Here is an 18,305-nt window from a genome sequence, read left to right as displayed (position 1 = left end):
CGTCGCCCGCCGCAGCATCATGACGGAGACGACGCGTCCCGCCACGCGACCGACCCCGGGTACCGATGGCCAGCTGTCGCTCCTGCACGGATTCGGCCCCGCCAAACTGCCCCTCGCCGACCCCGAGCGGGCGTCGTCACTGCCCGTCGCGCGGGTCGTCCTCGATGCCCAGCTGCCGCACCTCGACCGCTTCTTCGACTACGCGGTGCCGGCCGCGATGGACACCGAGGCGCAGCCAGGGGTCCGCGTGAAGGTGCGGTTCGCCGGACGGGAGCAGGCCGCGTTCCTGGCCGAACGGGTCGACGAGGCCAGCACGACCGCCACGCTCCTGCCACTTGGCAAGGTCGTCTCCTCGCAGCAGGTGCTCACGCCCGAGATCCTGGCCCTCGCGACCGCCGTCGCAGCGCGGTCCGTGGGCACCGTGAGCGATGTCCTGCGGTCCGCCGTTCCGCCGCGCATGGCCCGCGTCGAGACGGAGTTCCCGGCCGGCAGGCAGATACCGGAGGCGGTCCCGGACGACACACAGGAACCCGCGCTCCCCGTCTACGTGGAACCCCGGTCCTCCGGCAGCTTCGGCCGCTACGTCAACGGACGGACCTACCTGCAGCACCTCAGGGCGGGGGAGTCTCCGCGGGCCGTCCTCACGAGCCTCGGCGGGTACGGTCCCACCGCGTGGACCGAGGAGATCGCCGACGCCGTGGCGGCCACCGCCGCCTCGGGGCGCGGGTCCGTCGTCGTCGTGCCCGACCAGCGTGACCTCGCACGGGTGGAGGAGGCCCTCGTCGCCCGGCTCGGCGCGCCCGCCGTCGCCCGGCTGACGGGGGAGGACGGCGCGACGCCGAGGTACCGGAACTTCCTGCGCGTCCTCCACGGCACGGCGACCGTCGCCGTCGGTACCCGGTCGGCCGCCTACGCGCCCGTGAAGGACCTCGGCCTGGTCTGCCTCTGGGACGACGGCGACGACCAGCACATCGAGCAGCGGGCCCCATACCAGCACGTCCGGGACGTGCTGCTGCTGCGGGCCGAGCACGAGGGGACGGCGATGCTGCTCACCTCCATCGGCAGGACCACGGAGGCCCAACGCCTCGTCGACACGGGCTGGGCGCACGCCATCCAGGCCGACCGCGCCGAGGTCCGCCGTGGGACGCCCCGCGTCGTCCATGCGGCCGACGCGTACCAGATGGAACGCGACCCCCTCGCCGCCCAGGCCCGGATCCCGCACGCCGCGTGGTCGGCCGCGCAGGCGGGGCTGAAGCGCGGCCCCGTGCTGCTGCAGGTCGCCCGCACCGGTTTCTCCCCGGCGCTCGCCTGCGACCGGTGCCGCCACCCGGCCCGGTGCTCCGCGTGCGCCGGACCGCTCGCACAGCCCGGTCGCTCCGCCCCCCTCGCGTGCCGGTGGTGCGGCCGCCCCGAGTCCTCCTGGTCCTGCGGGGAGTGCGGGGGAGTCCGTATCCGCGCGACCGTGGCGGGAGCAACGCGCACGGCGGAGGAACTGGGAAGGGCGTTCCCCGGGGTGCCGGTCGTCTCCTCGGCGGGCGAGCACATCGTCGACGCCGTGCGGGACGTCCCCGCCGTCGTCGTCGCCACGCCGGGTGCCGAACCCGTGGCGCCGGGAGGGTACGCCGCCGTCATCCTGCTCGACGGCAACGCCCTGCTCAGCAGGGAGTCGCTGCGCGCCGGCGAGGATGCCCTGCGCCGCTGGTTCTCCGCCGCGGTCCTCGCACGTCCCTCGACGGCGGGCGGCACGGTCGTGATCACCGGCGACGACGACGTCGCGGTGGGGCACCTCGTCCGGTGGGATCCGGCCGGTGCTGCCTCACGGGAACTCGCGGAGCGGCAGGAGCTCGGCCTGCCTCCGGTCGTCCGGTACGCGGTGCTCACCGGCACCCGCGAGGCCCTCGCGCATTTCCTCGAGGGTGTGCAGACGGAGGGCGTCGCGCGCGTCGTCGGTCCGGCTCCCGTACCCCCGGACATCCGGCGGGAGGCGATGCTCGCGGCTCGTTCCGCTGCCGGCGCTGCAAAGGGCGCCGCCCCCGCATCGTCCGGGGATGCGCTGGCCGGGCAGGGCAGCCACCGGGTCCTGCTGTTCTTCCCCTACCGGTCGGCTGCGGGCATCACCGCCCAGCTGCGGGCACGCCGCGCGGCGCTGTCCGCCCGGCGTACGGGCGAGCCAGTGCACATCCGGCTCGACGCCCTCGACGTCCTCTGACGCCCTGGGAGACGGTCGGCGGTTCGTCCGCCCGTTCTCCCGAGGGCGTGTGCGCCGTGCGCCGGGAGGACCGCGCCCGGGCCTTCCGGCGGAGCCCGGGCGCGGTCGGACCTCAGCGGTGACCTCCGGTCACTTCCGGGCGACGAAGTAGGCGTTGAACGGGTCGGAGTCGATGCCCTTGGCCTCGACGTCCCCGAAGCCGGCATCGCCGAGCATTGACAGCGCGAGCTGCTCGCCCCAGACCGTTCCCAGGCCGTCGCCGCCGAGCCCGAGCGACACGCTCATGCAATGGACGGTCGAGATGGCGTAGAGGTAGCTGCCCCAGGGGAGGTCGATGTTGTCCTCGACATTGCTGGACGCCTTGATGTCCACCATCAGGAACGTCCCCCCGGGCCGCAGGGCCCGCTCGATGTTTCGGAGCACCCTCGCCGGGTGGGCCTGATCGTGGATCGCGTCGAAAGCGGTGACCGCGTCGAAGCCGGCCTCGATGTCCAACTGGGTGACGTCGAGCACGTCGAACGTCGCATTGGACAACCCCATCCTGTCGGCCTCGGCGCGGGCGGCGCCGATGGCCGACTCGGAGAAGTCGTAGCCGGTGAACCGGCTCGCAGGGAAGGCCTGTGCCATCAGGTTGATCGCGTGTCCGCTGCCGCAGCCGATGTCGGCGACATCGATCCCGGTCCTGAGCCGCCCCGGGAGCTCCGGGCCCAGGGGGAGGATACCGTCCACCAGCGCGAGGTCGTGCACCGCGGCACTGGTCTCGGCCATGTTCCGGTGGAAGTGGGGGTACTCCTCGTAGGATAGCCCGCCGCCGCGCCGGAAACGCTCGATGACCTGCTGCTCCATCTCGCCCATCATCGACGTGTGCTGCATGAGGATGGCGAGGTTGTTGGGACCCGCGGCACTCGTGAGTACCGCGGCATGCTCGCGGGGGAGCAGGTAGGTCCCGTCGTCGGGGTCGTAGCGGACCACGCGCGCCGCGGTCATGCCGCCGAGCCATTCGCGGACATAGCGCTCGTCGAGACCCGCGGCGTCCGCGATCTGCTCACTCGTCGCCGCAGGCAGCGTCGCCAGTGTCTCGAAGAGTCCGGTCTGGTGGCCGATGCTCGTCAGCACGGCGATCGCCGCGTCGTTGAGGATGCCTATGAAGCGTCCGGCAAGAGCCGCCGCCGCCTCGGCGTCGAACTCCTCGGCAGTAGTTTCAGCTGCATCGAATCCCGAGGTATCGAGAGTTCCGACGGCGACATCCTCGAGCGAAGTGTCCTGGTTGACGGTCATGATCTTCTCTTCCTGTTCGCGACGGGCTCCTGTCTGCCCGGTTGATACGACTCTAGGAAGCCGGGCGCTGCCCGGCATCGGGCGAACGATGCGTCCTCCGCGGCGTGCCTGTGGGGCGAACGATGCACCTGCCTCCCACGGACGCTCGAGTCCGGGGACGCGGTGCCCGCCTGCAGCGCTCAGCGGCGGGGGAGTACGCCGTGGTCGTGGGCCCAGGCCGCAGCGGCGGTCCGTGACGAGGTCCCGATCTTCGCGAAGATGTTGGCGAGGTGCCGGCCGACCGTCTTCTGGCTGATGAACAGGGCTTCGGCCGCCGACCTGTTGCTGGCCCCCGCGGCGACGAGCGCGAGCACCTCCACCTCCCGCTGGGTGAGCCCGCCGGGCAGTGGTCCGCCGTCGAGCCGGTGGATGTCCGGCAGCGCACCGAGTTGCCGGTAGATGGCCAGGGCGGTCGCGGAGTCCGCCGCCGCGGCACCGGCCTGGCCCATCCCGCGGTGCGCCTGGGCGAGGAGTTCATGGATCCTGGCCGTCTCGTAGCGGGCGTGCATCCCGCGGTACTCGCGACCTGCGGCCTGCAGGACGGGCATGGCCTCGGCGTACCGCGCCCGAGCGATCAGCACGGCGGCGCTCTCCTCCAGTTGGCTGCAGAGCCGCTCGGCGTCCTCCTGGAGCCCCGTCGCGAGGGCGATGTCGACGGCGGCCTGCAGCAGACGGGCGCTGGCCAGACGGTCCCGCCCGGCCAGCGCCGCGCTCACACCGGACCATGCGGCGTCCTTCTCACCCGACGCGTACTGGAGCAGCGACTCCCCGGGCTGGGGTTCGGTGCCGAGGCTGCGCGCCCGCTCGTAGGCCGTCCGGGCGCCGGCGGTGTCCCCCCGGAGCCGGCGGAGTTCGCCGAGCTGGTGGAACGCCTCGCCCGCGACCCAGTTGTTGCGGCCCACGAGCTCGGCCCCGCTTCTCTCGATGGCGTTCTCCGCGGCGTCCCAGTGGCCCTCGATACTCGAGAGTTGCAGCCGGTGGATGCGGCAGATGCCCGAGTAGACCACGTCACCGGAGAACTGTTCGCACCACTGCTCCGTTGCGTGGGTCCAGGCCCTCATCCGGTGCAGGTCGTTGACGTCGTAGCAGGCGTGGATCACGATGCAGTAGATCTCACCGGCCCATTCGGGCGGCAGCCGGCCGGCGAGGACCGGGAGCATCGCCTCGTCCAACTGGGCGAACCCGGCCGCGGTCCGGCCGCTGCGCACGTCCGCCAGGCCGGCGAGCACGAGCGAGAACGCTGTAAGGGCCGGAGCCCGCAGGCGCCGCCCCAGGTCCTGCAGCCCGGCAGCAGCCTCGCGCGTCGGGCCGAGATCGCGGACATCGAGCGTGAGCGCGGCCTCCAGGTAGAGCAGGTAGCCGTGCTCCAGTCCTTCGGGCAGGTCCTGCAGGATCCGTCGGGCCCGGTTGACCCAGCCGGACGCGATCACCAGGTCGCCGCGGATGAACCAGACCAGTCCGACGTCGAGAGCCTTCCTGGCGGCACCGAGCGCATCGCCGCCGTGGTGCAACCGATGGTAGATCGTCTCGGAGATCTCCAACGCTTGCCTGATCCGGCCGACCCACCACGCGGCGCTGCCGAGCAGGTTCAGGTCGTCGGAGGAGAGCTCCGCTCGTGTCCGTGCCTCCTCCAGCTGCTGATGGGCAACCTGCCAGTCGCCGCGCTCGTAGGCCGTCCGTCCACCGGTAAGCAACTGGTCGAGCTCATCCATCCGGGCCTCCGCGTCTACGGTAGCTCCGCCGGTGCTCACCGGGCTAGCTCGTGAGGCCGGCACCTCGGCGGCTTCCGAGGGCCAGTGGGATCGACCCGTGGAGACGCGCATCGGCCACACCGCAGCTAGTCGGTCGGTCGGGATCTTCGGACTGCCGTATGGGATCCTGGCGGAGCCACAGGCGCGGGTGGTCTCGTCACGACGATCAGGATGGTGGCGAACGGTCCGAGGAACAGGGAGATGAGGAACCACGCCCAGCGGGAGCGGTCCTTCTGTTCAGCCAGGCCTAGCTCGTCGGGTCGGGACTGCGGGCAGCGTCTGCATAGTAGGACCGCATCCCGTGTTTCACGCCCAGTCTGATGACCGCGTACAGAGCAAGCCCGACCACCGCGATCAGGACCAGCCAGATCAGTAGGAGAACGAGCACTTCAGGTCCACCGATACTCATTGCTACCCCCATGCAGCCGTCCGACAGGTAATGGTCCGAGCCTAACCCCGATGAGCAGCCGGCGACGCGGCGTCTACCTCTGCGTCGCCGGAACCCTGCATGTCAGGAATCATCCGCGGTCCGTCGCACGTTGCGGGCGCTGCCGGGAAGGAGAATGATGCGGCACGGTCTCGGGCCGTCGTTCAACGGGTTCACGTGCTCGCCCCACGAGAGCGGATGTGCGTCGCATTCCCGCTGATCGCAGGCTTGTACCGCTCGATGTCGGGATCGCTGAGGTGGGCGACGATCAGATCGAGCAGCGACGCGATGGTGTCATGCGATCGGCCTGCGGCGTGCAGGGTGATGGCTTCGAACACCCCCAGTGCCGCCGAGTCGGGAAACGCGGTACGAGCCGAACTGAAGACCGTGAGCGACTTCTCGTACTCGCCCAGATTCCTCAGCGTCGATCCGTACTGGACGTAGCATCGCCGCAGTAGATCACCCTCCAGCCCGGCAGTGAGAGCCTTCTGGTAGAACTCTTCCGCCACCTCCTCCTGTCCGGCGGTGTCGTAGGCTCCGCCGACCTCGTACAGCACCCGGGCGTTCTCGCAGTGGGCGGCGTAGAGGGGGAGTAGAGCTTCAAGGGTCGGCCCCATGTCGTTGCGGTCCCGACGCTCGAGGATCAGGTCGAGTTCTTCATCCAGAGTCATGGCGCCACTTTCGCACATGGCACCAGTCAGACCCGGGCGACGGTGAGCCAGGTGCGGGCGGGTGCACCTGGAACTCGGCGGTGCCTCGGGACCGGCGGGGGCGGCCGTCCGGATCCACGTCCGGGCGGCAGAGCGGATCGGCCCAGAGTTGGAGTCGGAACTCGCGGGCCGGCGGACGACAGGCATCTGATCCCGCGTCTGTGCGGGATGCGTCCGATGTGGCATGAGTGATGTCGAGTAGCGCGCCGAAACGGATGATCCCGTACCCGACATGACCCATCAGCGGCCCGTCACGGATGATAGGGCGATGACGACCTATTTCGGCACGAAAGAGTTCGAAGGTGCAACCTTCATCAGGACGAGTTTCAAGGACGCCACCCTGCGATTCTCAGATGTCAGTGGTATGTCGATGCGAGGCGTCGACGTGGGCGGACTCGACATCGACAGCCACGACCTCTTCTTCGGCAGTCTCCTCGTCAACGGCGTCGACGTGGTCCCGCTCGTGGACGCCGAGCTCAACCGGCAGTTCCCGGGCCGCGAGCTGCAGAAGGCGCAGACACCCGAAGGCCTTCGCGAGGGCTGGAACGCTGTGCAGTCCGCGTGGCGGGAAACGGTGACGAGTACACCACCCGAGCTGATGGACGCGCACGTCGAGGACGAATGGTCCATGGCCCAGACCCTGCGACACCTCATCCTGGCAACCGATGCATGGCTGAGCGGCGGAATCCTGCGGAAGGAGCAGCCGTTCCATGAGATCGGGCAGATCTTCACCGGCGCCGACGAGATGGGCTTCGACATGTCGATCTTCCGGGTCGACCCGCCGGCACACGCCGAGATCATCGCGGTTCGGGCAGGGCGACAACAACAGGTGACCGAGTTCCTGGCAACGGTCACAGCGGGCCTGCTCGCTGAGCAGCGCGAGGACCCGTGGGGCGGCGGTGACTGGCATCCCAGCGTCGGTGACTGCATCCGCGTGATCCTCGAGGAGGAGTGGGCGCACCTGCGCTACATTCGTCGGGATCTCGCTCGTATGCGGCAGGTCACAACGTGATTCAGGGGATTGATGCGTGCTCTGACAAACTGGCGGCATGGCCACGATCTTCACGCACAAACCCATCATCGAGGGTCAGCGGGTCAGGCTCCGACCGATCGACGTGCAGGACGCACCGATCGTCCATCGGCTGCTTCAGGACGCCGAAGCCGCGATCCTGACCGGAACGGTGCATTGCAGCAGTGAGACAACGCTGCCCTGGACAGTCGATGAGTTGCGCGTGACGTACGAGCACTGGAGCTCTGCCGACGATCGCCTCGTCCTCGCTGTCATCGATCGGGCGACGAACGCGATGGTCGGAGAAGTCGTGCTCAATGACTGGAACGAGTCGAACAGGTCCTGCAGTTTCCGCACCTTCCTCGGTGCAGAAGGACGCGGTCGGGGTCTGGGAACCGAGGCTACGGACCTGATGGTCCGGTACGGGATTCGCGAGCTGGGACTTCACCGGATAGCGCTCGAGGTCTACGCCTTCAACCCTCGCGCCCGACACGTCTACGAGAAGATAGGCTTCCGCCTCGAGGGAACGGGCCGAGACGCCCTGTGGTTCGACGGGCGATGGGTGGACGTCCACTACATGTCGATCCTCGAAGGGGACATCGGGCCCACCTTGGACGCACAGTCGCCGACCGGTGCGGCGGAGGAAGGCCCCGCGACTGTCCTTCCTGGGCGTTCGACGGTGTCGACGTGTGGGTGCCACGATCGGCCGTTCGCGGACGACGGGCAGAATTGAACCATGGCTGCAGATTCCCCAGTGCAGTGCGCGACAGCTCCGGACGGGACACGGCTCGCGTGGCGATCCGTCGGCTCGGGCCATCCACTGCTTCTCATCAGCGGTCAGGCGGTCGACTCCACGTCGTGGGATGCGCTGTTGCCGGCCCTGGAAGAGCGCTTCCGTGTCATCACCTTCGACCACCGAGGCACAGGACAGAGCACTGCCGGCCCGGACGAGGGCTATACGACCGAATCCTTCGCCCGAGACGCAATAGCGGTACTCGATGCCTCCGGCATCGACCGCGCCCACGTCTACGGGCATTCCATGGGTGGGCGCGTCGCGCAATGGATCGCGATCAACCACGCGTCCCGAGTCAGCGCCCTCGTCCTCGGCGCTACCACCGCAGGGGATGAGCGTGGGACACGCCGGTCCGCACAGGCCAGCAAGGACCTGGCCAGTGGCGACCCGGACAGGATCGCGGCCCTGTTCTTCCGCACCGGCGAACGCCGTGCTGATGCGCATGCGTTCTTCAACCAGACAGCGTCCCGTCACGCGCGACGTCTTCATCTTGCCGCCAGCCGCACCCACGACGCCTGGGACCGGCTTGCCGACATCACCTCGCCGACCCTGGTCATCCACGGAACCGACGACGAAATGACCCCACCGACCAACGCGGAGCGTATCGCTGCAGCGATCCCCGGCGCGGAACTCGAGCTCCTCGACGGAGCACGGCACGGCTACTACCTCGAAGACCCCCGGGCGACCGACCGCGTCATCGGATTCCTCGAAGATCACTCATGACCCCGCCGAGCAGAGGTGCCGGTCCCGATGGGCGTGAGTCCTGATCTTCCTCCGTCCGGGACCGTTCGCCACCGCGAAGACCCTCATCCGGCGAGCACGGGCACCTGTGGCGCCACCAAGGCCGTCCCTTTCCAGCGACGATGGTGTGCGCGATTGGGAGAGCGAAGGCACGGACCAGCGAGAGGTCATGAGGAGAGCCAGTGCGCGCAGCGGCATGAGTCCTGCCGCACCCGTGTCAGCACCGACTGTTCGTGGTGTCGGACGCGACTTCCATACCGCACCTTCGGACGAGTGGTCTACATCAGGGAGCTGAAGAGTTCTGCTTTGCTCGTGGGCCCGGCGACGATGATCTCGTCGTCGTCGTACAGGGTGGTCTGCGCCGTGGTGTAGTCCCACTCGCCACCTTTGCGTTTGACGGCGACGACCGTGACTCCGTGCCTGGCGCGCAGGCCGGTAGTGCCGAGTTCGCGGTCCCAGTACTCGCGTGGTGGACGGGTTTTCACCATGGCGAAGTTGTCCTCGAACTCCACGTAGTCGAGCATGGTGCCACGGACGAGGTGCGCTACCCGTTTGCCCATGTCGTGCTCGGGCCGGATCACGCGCTCCACCCCGAGCTGGGACAGGATCTGGGCGTGTGGCTCGCTGATGGCCTTCGCCCAGATGGTGGGCCGGTCGAAGCGCAGGAGGATCGATGTGGTCAGGATGCTCGCTTCGAGGTCGGTTCCGATGCCGACGACGACACGGTCGAACTCGGGCAGGGACAGTTGGCGTAGCGCTTCCTCTTTCGTGGTGTCGGCGCGCACTACATGGGTGAGGCGACCGTTGTAGGACTGGACGGTCTCCTCGTCCCTGTCGATCCCGAGGACCTCGGTTCCTGCTTCCTCCAGTTCCAGGGCCAGGGCGCCCCCGAACCGGCCGAGGCCGATGACCGCGACGGAGTCGGCGGCCGCGATCGCTTCTATGGGTGTGGCGGAGAATATGCGTTGCCTAGCCAATGAGGGGCCTTTCCTTCGGGTATTCGTAGTAGAGCGGTTTGGAACGCAGCGCGAGCGCCGTGGCCAGGGTGACCGGACCGAGTCGCCCGGCGAACATCACCAGGATCAGGGCCACTTGACCCGCCGGGGGGATGCCGGCGGTGATGCCGGTCGACAGGCCCACCGTGGCGAAGGCCGAGATGACCTCGAAAAGAATCCGGTCGAGGCCGAAGTCGGTGATGAGCATGAGGAACATCGTCGCGCCGATGACGAGTCCGACGGCGAGCAGCACGATGGAGATGGCCTGCCGATGCACCGAGCGAGGCAGACGCTTGCCGCAGACATTGACCGCGGTGCCGCCGCTGATCTCCGTGTGGAGGATGAAGAGCAGCACACCGAACGTCGTGATCTTCAGGCCGCCGGCGGTCCCGGCGGGGCCGGCGCCGATGAACATGAGGACGTCCATCCCGAGCAGGGTGACGGGGTCGAGCTGCGCGAAGTCCACACTGTTGAACCCGGCGGTGCGCGTCATGGTCGACTGGAAGAACCCCGCGAGGATTCGCTCTTCCGGCCTCAGGGAGCCGAGGGTCGCGGGGTTCGACCACTCGACGGCAGTGATGAAAACAGTGCCCAGGACGAGGAGGATGACCGTCCCGCTGAGCACGAGCTTGGTGTTCATGTGCCATTTGCGGGGATAGCGGAAGTGGCGTCGGAGTTCGAACAGGACGGGGAACCCCAGCCCTCCGGTGATCACTGCGGCGCAGATCGGCAGGCAGATCCATGGGTCCCCGGCGAAACCGATCAGGTTGTCACTGAACAGTGCGAACCCGGCGTTGTTGAAGGACGAGACCGAGTGGAAGATGCCCAGCCATACAGCTTCATTAAGGCCGTAGTCATACCCGAGGAGGAACCGGGCTGCGAGTAGTACCGCGGTGACTGCTTCGACGATGAGGGTGATCCGCAGGACGCCGAGGAGGACGCCGCGGACGTCACCGAAACCCACGCTCTTCGTTTCCACTGCCGTCGAGATGCGCGATCTCAGGCCCATGCGGCGGGCCAGCAGGACGCTCAGAAGCGAGGCAAAGGACATGATGCCGAAGCCGCCGACCTGAATCAGAGCCAGGATGATGACGTGACCGCTGCCCGTCCAGTAGACCGGGGTGTCGACGACGATCAGCCCCGTCACGCAGACTGCCGAAGTAGCCGTGAACAGGGCCTCCAGGAACGTGGCACTGCCCGCTCCGACCTTGGACGTGGGAATCATCAGCAGTGCGGTCCCGATCAGGATCGCTACCGCAAAACCGAGAACGATCACCTGGGCGGGGTGGCGGGGGCTCAGATGCGCAGCCCATGTCACGATCGCCCGCACAAGGTAGTGCAGTCCAGCGGTGATGGAGGTCCGTGACTGTCGGAGGATGATTCTGCTCGACCTCACGGGAATGCTCCGACCTCCCAGGCAGGGGACAACAGGAAGCGGACGATCCGCGCCGATTGCCCATTCAACCCCACACTCGATGGCCGGAGGGGCGTCTTAACGGGTTCTTGATACCCACCGATAAAGCCCCCCGCACCCCGAGATGTCCGGTGAACGCCCTGTCTGCGGACACGAAGCCGGACCATGGTCCGCTTGAGTGCGACTCAGCGGACAATCCCCTGAGCGCATCGTTGAAGGGCCGTTCTCGACGCCCGGTAGGAGCGGCCGGATCGGAGGCCATTCATCGCCCCCGAACGGACTGCCTGGACGTCAGGCCGAGCAGCGCTCCTGCAGCTGCCGTGCTTTGCGCACCACACTGATCAGTGATTCGTCGCCCTGCCGGAAGCTCTCGACGGCATCCCGCAGCTCGGTGAGCTGGCCGGCCAGCTCCGATGGGGCCGTCCTGGCGATCTCGTCGATCTCGACCAGTAGTCCCAGAGGGTCCGTGGCCAGCTGTTCGGGCGCTGTACGCACCATGTCGAGGATGCGGGCACATGCGTCGTCGACGGTTTCGACGGCCGCGTCGGTGGCCGGCTCGCCGGAGGGCGCCGACGCCGCCTGTGATTCCGCGGGGGGTCGCTCGGCATCGGGTTGTGGATCGGCGAGTGAGCAACTGGTAAGGACCAGCAGCGCGGCAGTTGTGGACAGGGCACGGGTCATGCTGGATCGGGTAGCACGCAGTGTCGGCACGACGGATCTCCTGTTCGAATCGGGAAACGCGGTCAACGCATCACGAGCATTTCATCCTACTGTCAGCTACCGCCGAGGCCGTCTCGCAACAGAAGGCTTGAAATGCTTGAGGTTTTCGGGACGTTCTACAACGGGTACCGGCCCGCTCTGGTGTTCCGTCACGGGGCTTCCCTCGGACAGTGCGCCGAGCAGGCCATACGGAGATGGTCCCACCTGGGCCGACGAGCAGGCAGCGTCCTGCCGAAGGATCATTCTGTGAGAATGGGCGCATGAGTTCAGCAGAGATCCGCCACCACCAGGAGTCCGTCACGATCAACGCGTCGACGGACAGCATCTACGACCTGGTCTCCGACATCACCCGCACCGGCGAGTGGAGCCCGGTGTGTACACGGTGCTGGTGGGAGGACGATGTCACTGCAGGCCAGGTAGGCGCCTGGTTCACCGGACGCAATGAGCTTCCGCACCGCACCTGGGAGACCCGGTCGCAGGTCGTGGCTGCCGAGCGCGGCCGTGAGTTCGCCTGGGTGGTCGGCGGCGACCGGGTGCGCTGGGGCTACACACTGGCGCCGGCCGGCACCGGGACCACTCTGACCGAATCCTGGGATTTCCTGCCGGGCGGCATCGCCCTGTTCGAGCAGAAGTTCGGCGACGATGCGCCCGCCCAGATTGCCGACCGTACCCGGCAGGCGCTCGACGGGATCCCGAGGACGCTCGCCGCCATCAAGCGGATCGCCGAGTCCGGCACGTCGGATGACCGGTCCTGATGCGCTGACCCAGCAGTAGCCGACTCCGAACCAGCCACGTCAGCCGGCCACACCCGTCGAGTTGCATCTCCTGGACGACGTTCTACCCGCCCGTTGTCGGGCGAGCTCTGGGTGGTCGGAAAGGCAACCCCCTCACGGCATCGTCCAGCGTGAGTGCTCAGATGACCCTGCTCAGATGACCCTGTTGATGCTGTCCGCGTCCCAGGTGAGGTCCGTTGCTTCTCCGACGCGTACTGCTTCGACGGACGGGTGCTCGATGAGCTCGTTGATGAAGTCGTAGGACCCCCCGACGAGTGTCGAGTCGACGTCGATCTCCGAGGCGACGGTCCATGAGTGATCGGCCGGCCAGATCAGTTGTGGCATAGGTCCTGGCGGCCCGTTCGCCCACCCCATGCCGGCCTCCAGCGGCCACGCCGGGTCTGTCAGCTCGAGAACGCTGGTCGCCAGGAGGACGTAGCGGCGATCTGGAAGTTCCAGGAATGGCCCTTCCTCCAGCAATTGCGACAGGGCGTGGTCGACCTTCGGGCGCTGAGAGTGGACGTCGTGAATGCCCTCGTCCTCCGCTTCTCCCTCCGGTGCGAACGCCGCGAACCAGACACCCCGCGACGATGCCCCATCCCTCCCAAAGAGCGGCAGTGACGTCATCGGGTGTGCTGCTGTGTCCGCCCGCGATCGTCATCAGGTGGGCCAGGATCCGCGGGTGAAGATGACCCAGCGGAGGCCGGGCGGCACTCCTGCTTCCCGGCAGCGGTATCGAGTCGTACTGGTGTCCGGTCACCCGGATCCACTGGACCTGAGAATGAATCACCGCTCCTGTATGGGCTGCTATCCGAGCCCAGGTCCATGACTCCTCCGGATACTCCTCGTATGGGTCACCGTGGCCCTTCGGGTCGACCTGCGTGACCGTGGAGGGATGCAGGACCCGCGCGTACGCATCGAAGCCCGACGGGACGATACTTCCCACCGCCCCCAACGGTCCGTCCAGCCGGGACCTGATCCAGCCACCACGCTCTACTTCCCCGTCCACCGCATATGCGCATACTGCCATACCGCGCCGCGCTGCTCCCCGGCCCTTGTGCGCTTGCCGATCGGCATCCGAGCGGCCGGCGGGGGGATGGACTCCGGGCCATCACCTTCTCATTCAAAGTCGGTGAAGATCGCTCTTATGGTTCCCACGAGACAGGGTCCTGACGTTGCGTGGGTTGGTCTGCCTCGGTGGGACGTCGGCGTCTTGAAGGCCTGGCCAGTGGAAGACCGATCGTGCAGGCCAGCGACGTGATCAGTAAGGCCGCCCATCCCAGGATCGCGATGCCGATGCCGCCGATGTCCGCGGCAGCGTTGACAGATGTGCGGATGGAGAACAGGTAGATGCCATGAGCGATGAGCATGGGCACGCCGGCTATCGCGAGCAGGATGGCTCCGAGCTCGAGGAGGTCGGCTCGGCAACCCAGCACCCGCCCGACCACCACGAAGGACGCCGGCGCCCCCAGACACAACAGGGCGGAGCCTAGGTGTGCAGCGGTGAAGGACAGGAGGCGGTCCTCTTGCGTCCATAGGTATCCGCAGAGAACAGACAGGACCAGTGCAGTCATCCCGGGAAGGAAGCGCAGCCGAGCAGTCATGTCTCACGGAGTAGTGAACCGCACTCCCGCATCACGCTGTGGTTGCACGATCTCAGGTCGGGATTGCCCGCCCACTCGGATCCCGAGCCAGCCGCCTTCCCTGCGCCGGTCATGAGGTGATCGTCCGTCGCTGGTACCGGGACGACAGCTTCCGTGCTGTCAGGCATCGGATGGTCCGAGCCATACTTCGATCTGCACCTGCGCAGCGCGGAGCCGGAGGTCCCGCTCATCGGCGTCGCTGAAAGGTCGGGGGCGGTCATCGATCAGGCAGAGGGTGCCGATGCGCCACCCCGTGGTGCTACAGATCGGGTGACCGGCGTAGAAGCGGATGTGCGGCGCTCCGGTGACCAGCGGGTGGTTCCTGAACTCGGGGGATGCTGCAGCGTCGGGGATGACCAGGGTCCGGTCGGCTTGGATGGTTCGGGAGCAGAGCGCGGTGTCCCGTGGCAGGTCCTGCCCGATCGGGCCGACGACCGATTTGATGATCTGGCGGTCCTCGGTGATCAACGCGATCGACGCCGAGCTGACCCCGAAATGCTCACGTGCCTCGGAGGTGAGGCGATCGAAGCGTGTTTCGGCCCCGGTCTCCAGCAGACCGGTTTCGAACAGTGCACGGCACCGGCGGTCCTCGTCCTCATCCACGCGGTCCTGGCGCGCTGGTGTGCCGCCGTCGGAGGCGATCCCTGCCGGTTCGGTGCGCGCGGGACGATCGAACCGATAACCCTCGGGGGAGAGGGTGAGCCGACGGAGCATATCGGCGAATCCGGATCCGTACGCCACGAGATCGGTGCTGTAGTGGGCTCCATCGACCGGTACGTCGCGATCCGCGATGATCTGGTTGATAGCGTGCGCCAGCAGATCCCGGTCAAGGGTGGATAGCACCGTGACGCCGGCAAGGTATCCGGCTATCTCGATCTCGTCCTGGTCGCCCCCGACACTCAGATAGCTCAGCCAGACATCGGCGATGGAGAAGCGGGCCGCGCGCACTGTCTGGATCGTCGTCCACTGCTGCAGGTACTTGTTGATCACTGCTGCACTTCCCGCTCGGCCGCCAGGAGCAGGCCGGTCAGGTCTGTCCTCACAGTCAACCTTAGATCCTCACGGTCCGAGAATTCCGCTGGACGGAGCCGGATTTTGCGGGAACCAGCAATACGACGATGCACGTCGGCGATGAAGCGAGACTCCCACAGGGGGGAGCCGGAGGGAGGACAACAGCTCAGGATGGTTTCTGCGGACTCAGACGATGGTGCTGATACCTGAGGGCGTGGGGCACGCAGGCGCTTGCTGATCGACCCGACGTGCCCGGCACTGGGAACATCGAACGTACACGATGAAGCCCTCGGACGTCGGGTGACGTGACTCGGTCATCCAGGAGTGCTCATGGTTCGCGCCGGGCGAGCAGGTGGAGTGTTCGGCCGTGCTTCGGGTCGTCATCATGTACACCACGATGGTGTAATGCCCTTATGCATCTCAACCCTTACGGCGAGTATGCCGTTCTGCTTGCCGCCTCCCTGGCAAATGATTGGCCCGAAGGGCGGGCTGCGATCGTGGAGCGCACACGGGAGTTCGGTATGACGATGACCTTCCCTGCTCATCCAGCAGATCATTCACGGACCCGCACGGTTATCGACGGATGGCTGGAGGTGGTCGACGCGCCGGGACCCGCTGGCCGGGCTTCCCTGCTCAACACGCGCATGGCCGCGGCCACGGCATACCCCCGACTGACGGACCACGACGGTGAGGGGTGGCATCTGCACTACCGCGACAACAACCAGGCGCTGCCATCGGTGCTGGAAGCTGTGATCAGCGTCGGAACCGCCCTGCACCTCGTCACCCGGGGAATGCACCGGCTGGGGCGGTGTGCCGCCGACCCGTGCAACCTTGTCATCGTCGACGTCAGCCGCAACGGCCGTCAGCGGTATTGCTCGGTCCGCTGCGCCAACCGGGCCGCCGTCCGACGACACCGTTCACGAACGCAGAACTGAAGAACGACAGTGGTCGAACGTCAGTGGGCACCCGATGGTTCACCTGGCGCAGTCGAGGGTTGTGACACGCGAGCGGTCGCCATCGTGCGGAGCCCGGAGTGCCATATCAAAGTGCTGTCGCCGACCTTCGGCGCGGCTGAAGAGTGTGGTTCCGGCGGTGCGAAGTGTTGCGCGGACGGGCACCCACAGTGCTTGAGTGACACTTGACCTCATCAAGCAACGCCACCACGACGACACCACCTGGGCGATGAAGCAACTCGTCCGCCACTTCGATTCTTCAGCCACAGGCGGCGGTGCTCTGATCGGGAGCATCTCACGGTGAAGGATCGGGCAGGGGACGACGGGGGGCCATTGGCGCCGGCAGGACAGCGCCACATACCGCTGTGATCCACATTCCAGCTTCTCCGTCACCACTACTGAGGCCCGGAAATAGTGACTAGAAAAGCTCGTACTTCCTGAGACGCTGTTCGAGAGTGTTGCGGGGTTCACCGCCTGAGGACCGAAAGACGTTCTACGTGGCCATCGCATCCGGCCTCCGGCGGTGTTTGTGGTGTGTCTCATAACTTTCGAATACCGCTGAGGTGGTTTGCCCCGAGTGGCCGAATTTTCCACGGAGGACATCTGCCAGGTCATCAAGGGCCGCGTGCATCATTCGTCCGGCAAAGCGCAGGTCGGGGTCGGTGTTCCCCTGCGCTTCGCAGGCTAGCTGTTGTGCATAGGTGATTGTGGCCGGCAGCGATCCTCTCTGTTGTGCTTCATGGAAGTAGTACGTTTCGTTGAAGGCCAGGAGGTCCATGCTGACCGTGGCGATGCTTCTGGCGAACGATTCGAGCAATGCAGCGGCATGTGGGGGTTCCAGGGCGGATAGGCCCTGCGGGTCGGCGGCCTGTCGGAACAGGTTCAATTCGTGGGCCAGGGCGCGGCGACGGCTCAGGGCTGGATACGTCTGCAGGATCCAAGAGACCGTGGCGGTGAGCAGTCCGAAGCCGGTGACGGCCTGCGCGGCAGCGACGAGGCGAAGCAAAGGCGTCGCCGGAACGATTTCTCCATAGCCGACCGTGGACAGGCTGACCATCGAGATATAGAGGGCTTCGGTGAGGTTCCCTCGGTTCGGGACGCCATCTGCGTAGACAAACCCGTCCGGCAGGTGTGGAAGGTACACCAGAGCCCACCCCATGATGGATAACGACGCCCACGCCCCGATCACGGCCGCCATCGCGACGGGGGCGGCGACTGTGACGGCACGGCCCGCGAACCGTCGGGCCAGCAACCACAATGCGCGCATGATCATCCTGCATACAGGTCCCGCACCATGCGGAAAGAGAAGTGTATGAAAGACGTCGGCGGCCATCAATAGAATCAGTCCCGCACCGACAACAGTCAGCACAATGTCTGGGAAGTCCATGGTCCACCTTACGGTCAGGGCAGTGTCCGCACCGATGGGCCGCCGCGGGTGGCGCATAGTCCCGCAGGGGATCCCTCAGCAGGCGATACTCGGTGTCGATGGCACCAGTATTCTCTGCGCGAGTCCAACCGCGCTTCCGCGCGTGCTGCTGGTGATCGCCCGCTGATTCTGAGCGCCGCCGGCCCCTGCGCGGTCGCTCACCCGACTTCGGCTTTCATGGCGTCAGCACTCGGGGATGCTTCCCGGATCGCGGCGAAAGCGCGCCCGAGCGGTTCGGCGCCACTGCCATCGCCGAACCGCAGACCGGACGGCATGGAGAACCAAGCACGCCTCAGGTTCTTCAGGAATGCGTCATCGTGACCTGGCTCAGGCGGCTGCGACCGAGTTGTTTCCTTCGGTCTCGATGACCGGGTCGCCGGACTGGTAGGTGACCGTGTTGTCGTCGCCTTCTA

At 67.0% G+C, this 18,305-nt stretch carries 18 protein-coding genes; 7 read left to right on the top strand and 11 right to left on the bottom strand.

Translation table 11 applies throughout. The features are described 5' to 3' along the window. Positions 1-19: 19 nt before the first annotated feature. A complete protein-coding gene (locus CXQ97_RS15290; RefSeq protein WP_104181733.1) occupies positions 20-2,209 on the top strand; it encodes a primosomal protein N' in 2,190 nt (729 codons plus the stop codon). Positions 2,210-2,338: 129 nt separating this feature from the next. Here the strand turns inward: CXQ97_RS15290 and CXQ97_RS15285 are convergent, their stop codons facing one another. The 3 genes from CXQ97_RS15285 to CXQ97_RS15275 form a co-directional block, all read right to left on the bottom strand. Continuing rightward, a complete protein-coding gene (locus CXQ97_RS15285) occupies positions 2,339-3,487 on the bottom strand; it encodes a class I SAM-dependent methyltransferase (protein ID WP_104181732.1) in 1,149 nt (382 codons plus the stop codon). Between the two features lie 179 nt (positions 3,488-3,666). Then, positions 3,667-5,238, bottom strand: a complete 1,572-nt coding sequence (locus CXQ97_RS15280) for a LuxR family transcriptional regulator (RefSeq protein WP_104181731.1) — start codon at positions 5,236-5,238, stop codon at positions 3,667-3,669. A gap of 639 nt (positions 5,239-5,877) precedes the next feature. Beyond that, complete coding sequence (locus tag CXQ97_RS15275; RefSeq protein ID WP_104181730.1) at positions 5,878-6,375, bottom strand: tetratricopeptide repeat protein; 498 nt, start codon at positions 6,373-6,375, stop codon at positions 5,878-5,880. A 307-nt stretch (positions 6,376-6,682) separates the two neighbouring features. Here CXQ97_RS15275 and CXQ97_RS15270 point away from each other — a divergent pair, with 307 nt between their 5' ends. The 3 genes from CXQ97_RS15270 to CXQ97_RS15260 are packed head-to-tail and all read left to right on the top strand — an operon-like array spanning position 6,683 to position 8,939. Continuing rightward, complete coding sequence (locus tag CXQ97_RS15270; RefSeq protein WP_104181729.1) at positions 6,683-7,426, top strand: DinB family protein; 744 nt, start codon at positions 6,683-6,685, stop codon at positions 7,424-7,426. A 37-nt stretch (positions 7,427-7,463) separates the two neighbouring features. Continuing rightward, a complete protein-coding gene (locus tag CXQ97_RS15265) occupies positions 7,464-8,156 on the top strand; it encodes a GNAT family N-acetyltransferase (RefSeq protein WP_104181727.1) in 693 nt (230 codons plus the stop codon). A gap of 3 nt (positions 8,157-8,159) precedes the next feature. Further along, on the top strand, positions 8,160-8,939 hold the full coding sequence (locus CXQ97_RS15260; protein ID WP_219815439.1) for an alpha/beta fold hydrolase: 780 nt from the start codon (positions 8,160-8,162) through the stop codon (positions 8,937-8,939). A 296-nt stretch (positions 8,940-9,235) separates the two neighbouring features. On the opposite strand, the gene CXQ97_RS15255 is transcribed toward CXQ97_RS15260, so the two are convergent. The 3 genes from CXQ97_RS15255 to CXQ97_RS15245 all read right to left on the bottom strand — a co-directional run bounded on the left by CXQ97_RS15255 (position 9,236) and on the right by CXQ97_RS15245 (position 12,047). Then, positions 9,236-9,934: a TrkA family potassium uptake protein gene (locus CXQ97_RS15255; protein WP_258062642.1), complete on the bottom strand. Its 699-nt coding sequence runs from the start codon at positions 9,932-9,934 to the stop codon at positions 9,236-9,238. After that, the gene (locus CXQ97_RS15250; protein WP_368784505.1) at positions 9,927-11,270 is read right to left on the bottom strand and encodes a TrkH family potassium uptake protein; all 1,344 of its coding nucleotides are present in this window, start codon (positions 11,268-11,270) and stop codon (positions 9,927-9,929) included. Before CXQ97_RS15250 ends, CXQ97_RS15255 begins: the two co-directional genes overlap by 8 nt. 387 nt (positions 11,271-11,657) lie before the next feature. Then, complete coding sequence (locus CXQ97_RS15245; RefSeq protein WP_146069676.1) at positions 11,658-12,047, bottom strand: hypothetical protein; 390 nt, start codon at positions 12,045-12,047, stop codon at positions 11,658-11,660. 299 nt (positions 12,048-12,346) lie between these two features. On the opposite strand from CXQ97_RS15245, the gene CXQ97_RS15240 reads away from it, so the two are divergent. Then, on the top strand, positions 12,347-12,841 hold the full coding sequence (locus CXQ97_RS15240) for an SRPBCC family protein (RefSeq protein ID WP_104181724.1): 495 nt from the start codon (positions 12,347-12,349) through the stop codon (positions 12,839-12,841). Positions 12,842-13,012: 171 nt separating this feature from the next. Here the strand turns inward: CXQ97_RS15240 and CXQ97_RS15235 are convergent, their stop codons facing one another. The 3 genes from CXQ97_RS15235 to CXQ97_RS15225 all read right to left on the bottom strand — a co-directional run bounded on the left by CXQ97_RS15235 (position 13,013) and on the right by CXQ97_RS15225 (position 15,492). Further along, positions 13,013-13,204, bottom strand: coding sequence for a hypothetical protein (locus tag CXQ97_RS15235; protein ID WP_104181722.1), 192 nt, complete (start codon positions 13,202-13,204; stop codon positions 13,013-13,015). Between the two features lie 800 nt (positions 13,205-14,004). Next, a complete protein-coding gene (locus CXQ97_RS15230; RefSeq protein ID WP_146069675.1) occupies positions 14,005-14,433 on the bottom strand; it encodes a hypothetical protein in 429 nt (142 codons plus the stop codon). A gap of 189 nt (positions 14,434-14,622) precedes the next feature. Beyond that, a complete protein-coding gene (locus CXQ97_RS15225) occupies positions 14,623-15,492 on the bottom strand; it encodes a GAF domain-containing protein (protein WP_104181720.1) in 870 nt (289 codons plus the stop codon). A 434-nt stretch (positions 15,493-15,926) separates the two neighbouring features. Here CXQ97_RS15225 and CXQ97_RS15215 point away from each other — a divergent pair, with 434 nt between their 5' ends. Then, the gene (locus CXQ97_RS15215) at positions 15,927-16,448 is read left to right on the top strand and encodes a CGNR zinc finger domain-containing protein (RefSeq protein WP_104181719.1); all 522 of its coding nucleotides are present in this window, start codon (positions 15,927-15,929) and stop codon (positions 16,446-16,448) included. Positions 16,449-16,644: 196 nt separating this feature from the next. Next, positions 16,645-16,770, top strand: coding sequence for a hypothetical protein (locus CXQ97_RS20385; protein WP_258062640.1), 126 nt, complete (start codon positions 16,645-16,647; stop codon positions 16,768-16,770). A 189-nt stretch (positions 16,771-16,959) separates the two neighbouring features. On the opposite strand, the gene CXQ97_RS15210 is transcribed toward CXQ97_RS20385, so the two are convergent. Beyond that, positions 16,960-17,853, bottom strand: coding sequence for a potassium channel family protein (locus CXQ97_RS15210; RefSeq protein ID WP_104181791.1), 894 nt, complete (start codon positions 17,851-17,853; stop codon positions 16,960-16,962). A 366-nt stretch (positions 17,854-18,219) separates the two neighbouring features. Further along, on the bottom strand, positions 18,220-18,305 hold an 86-nt coding region (locus CXQ97_RS20650; protein WP_146069677.1), incomplete at its 5' end, for a DUF3060 domain-containing protein.

Source organism: Arthrobacter sp. B0490, assembly GCF_002929355.1.
Taxonomy (GTDB): Bacteria; Actinomycetota; Actinomycetes; order Actinomycetales; family Micrococcaceae; genus Arthrobacter_D.
The sequence above is the reverse complement of the archived record's forward strand: the minus strand, read 5'-3'. Positions and strand labels throughout refer to the sequence as shown.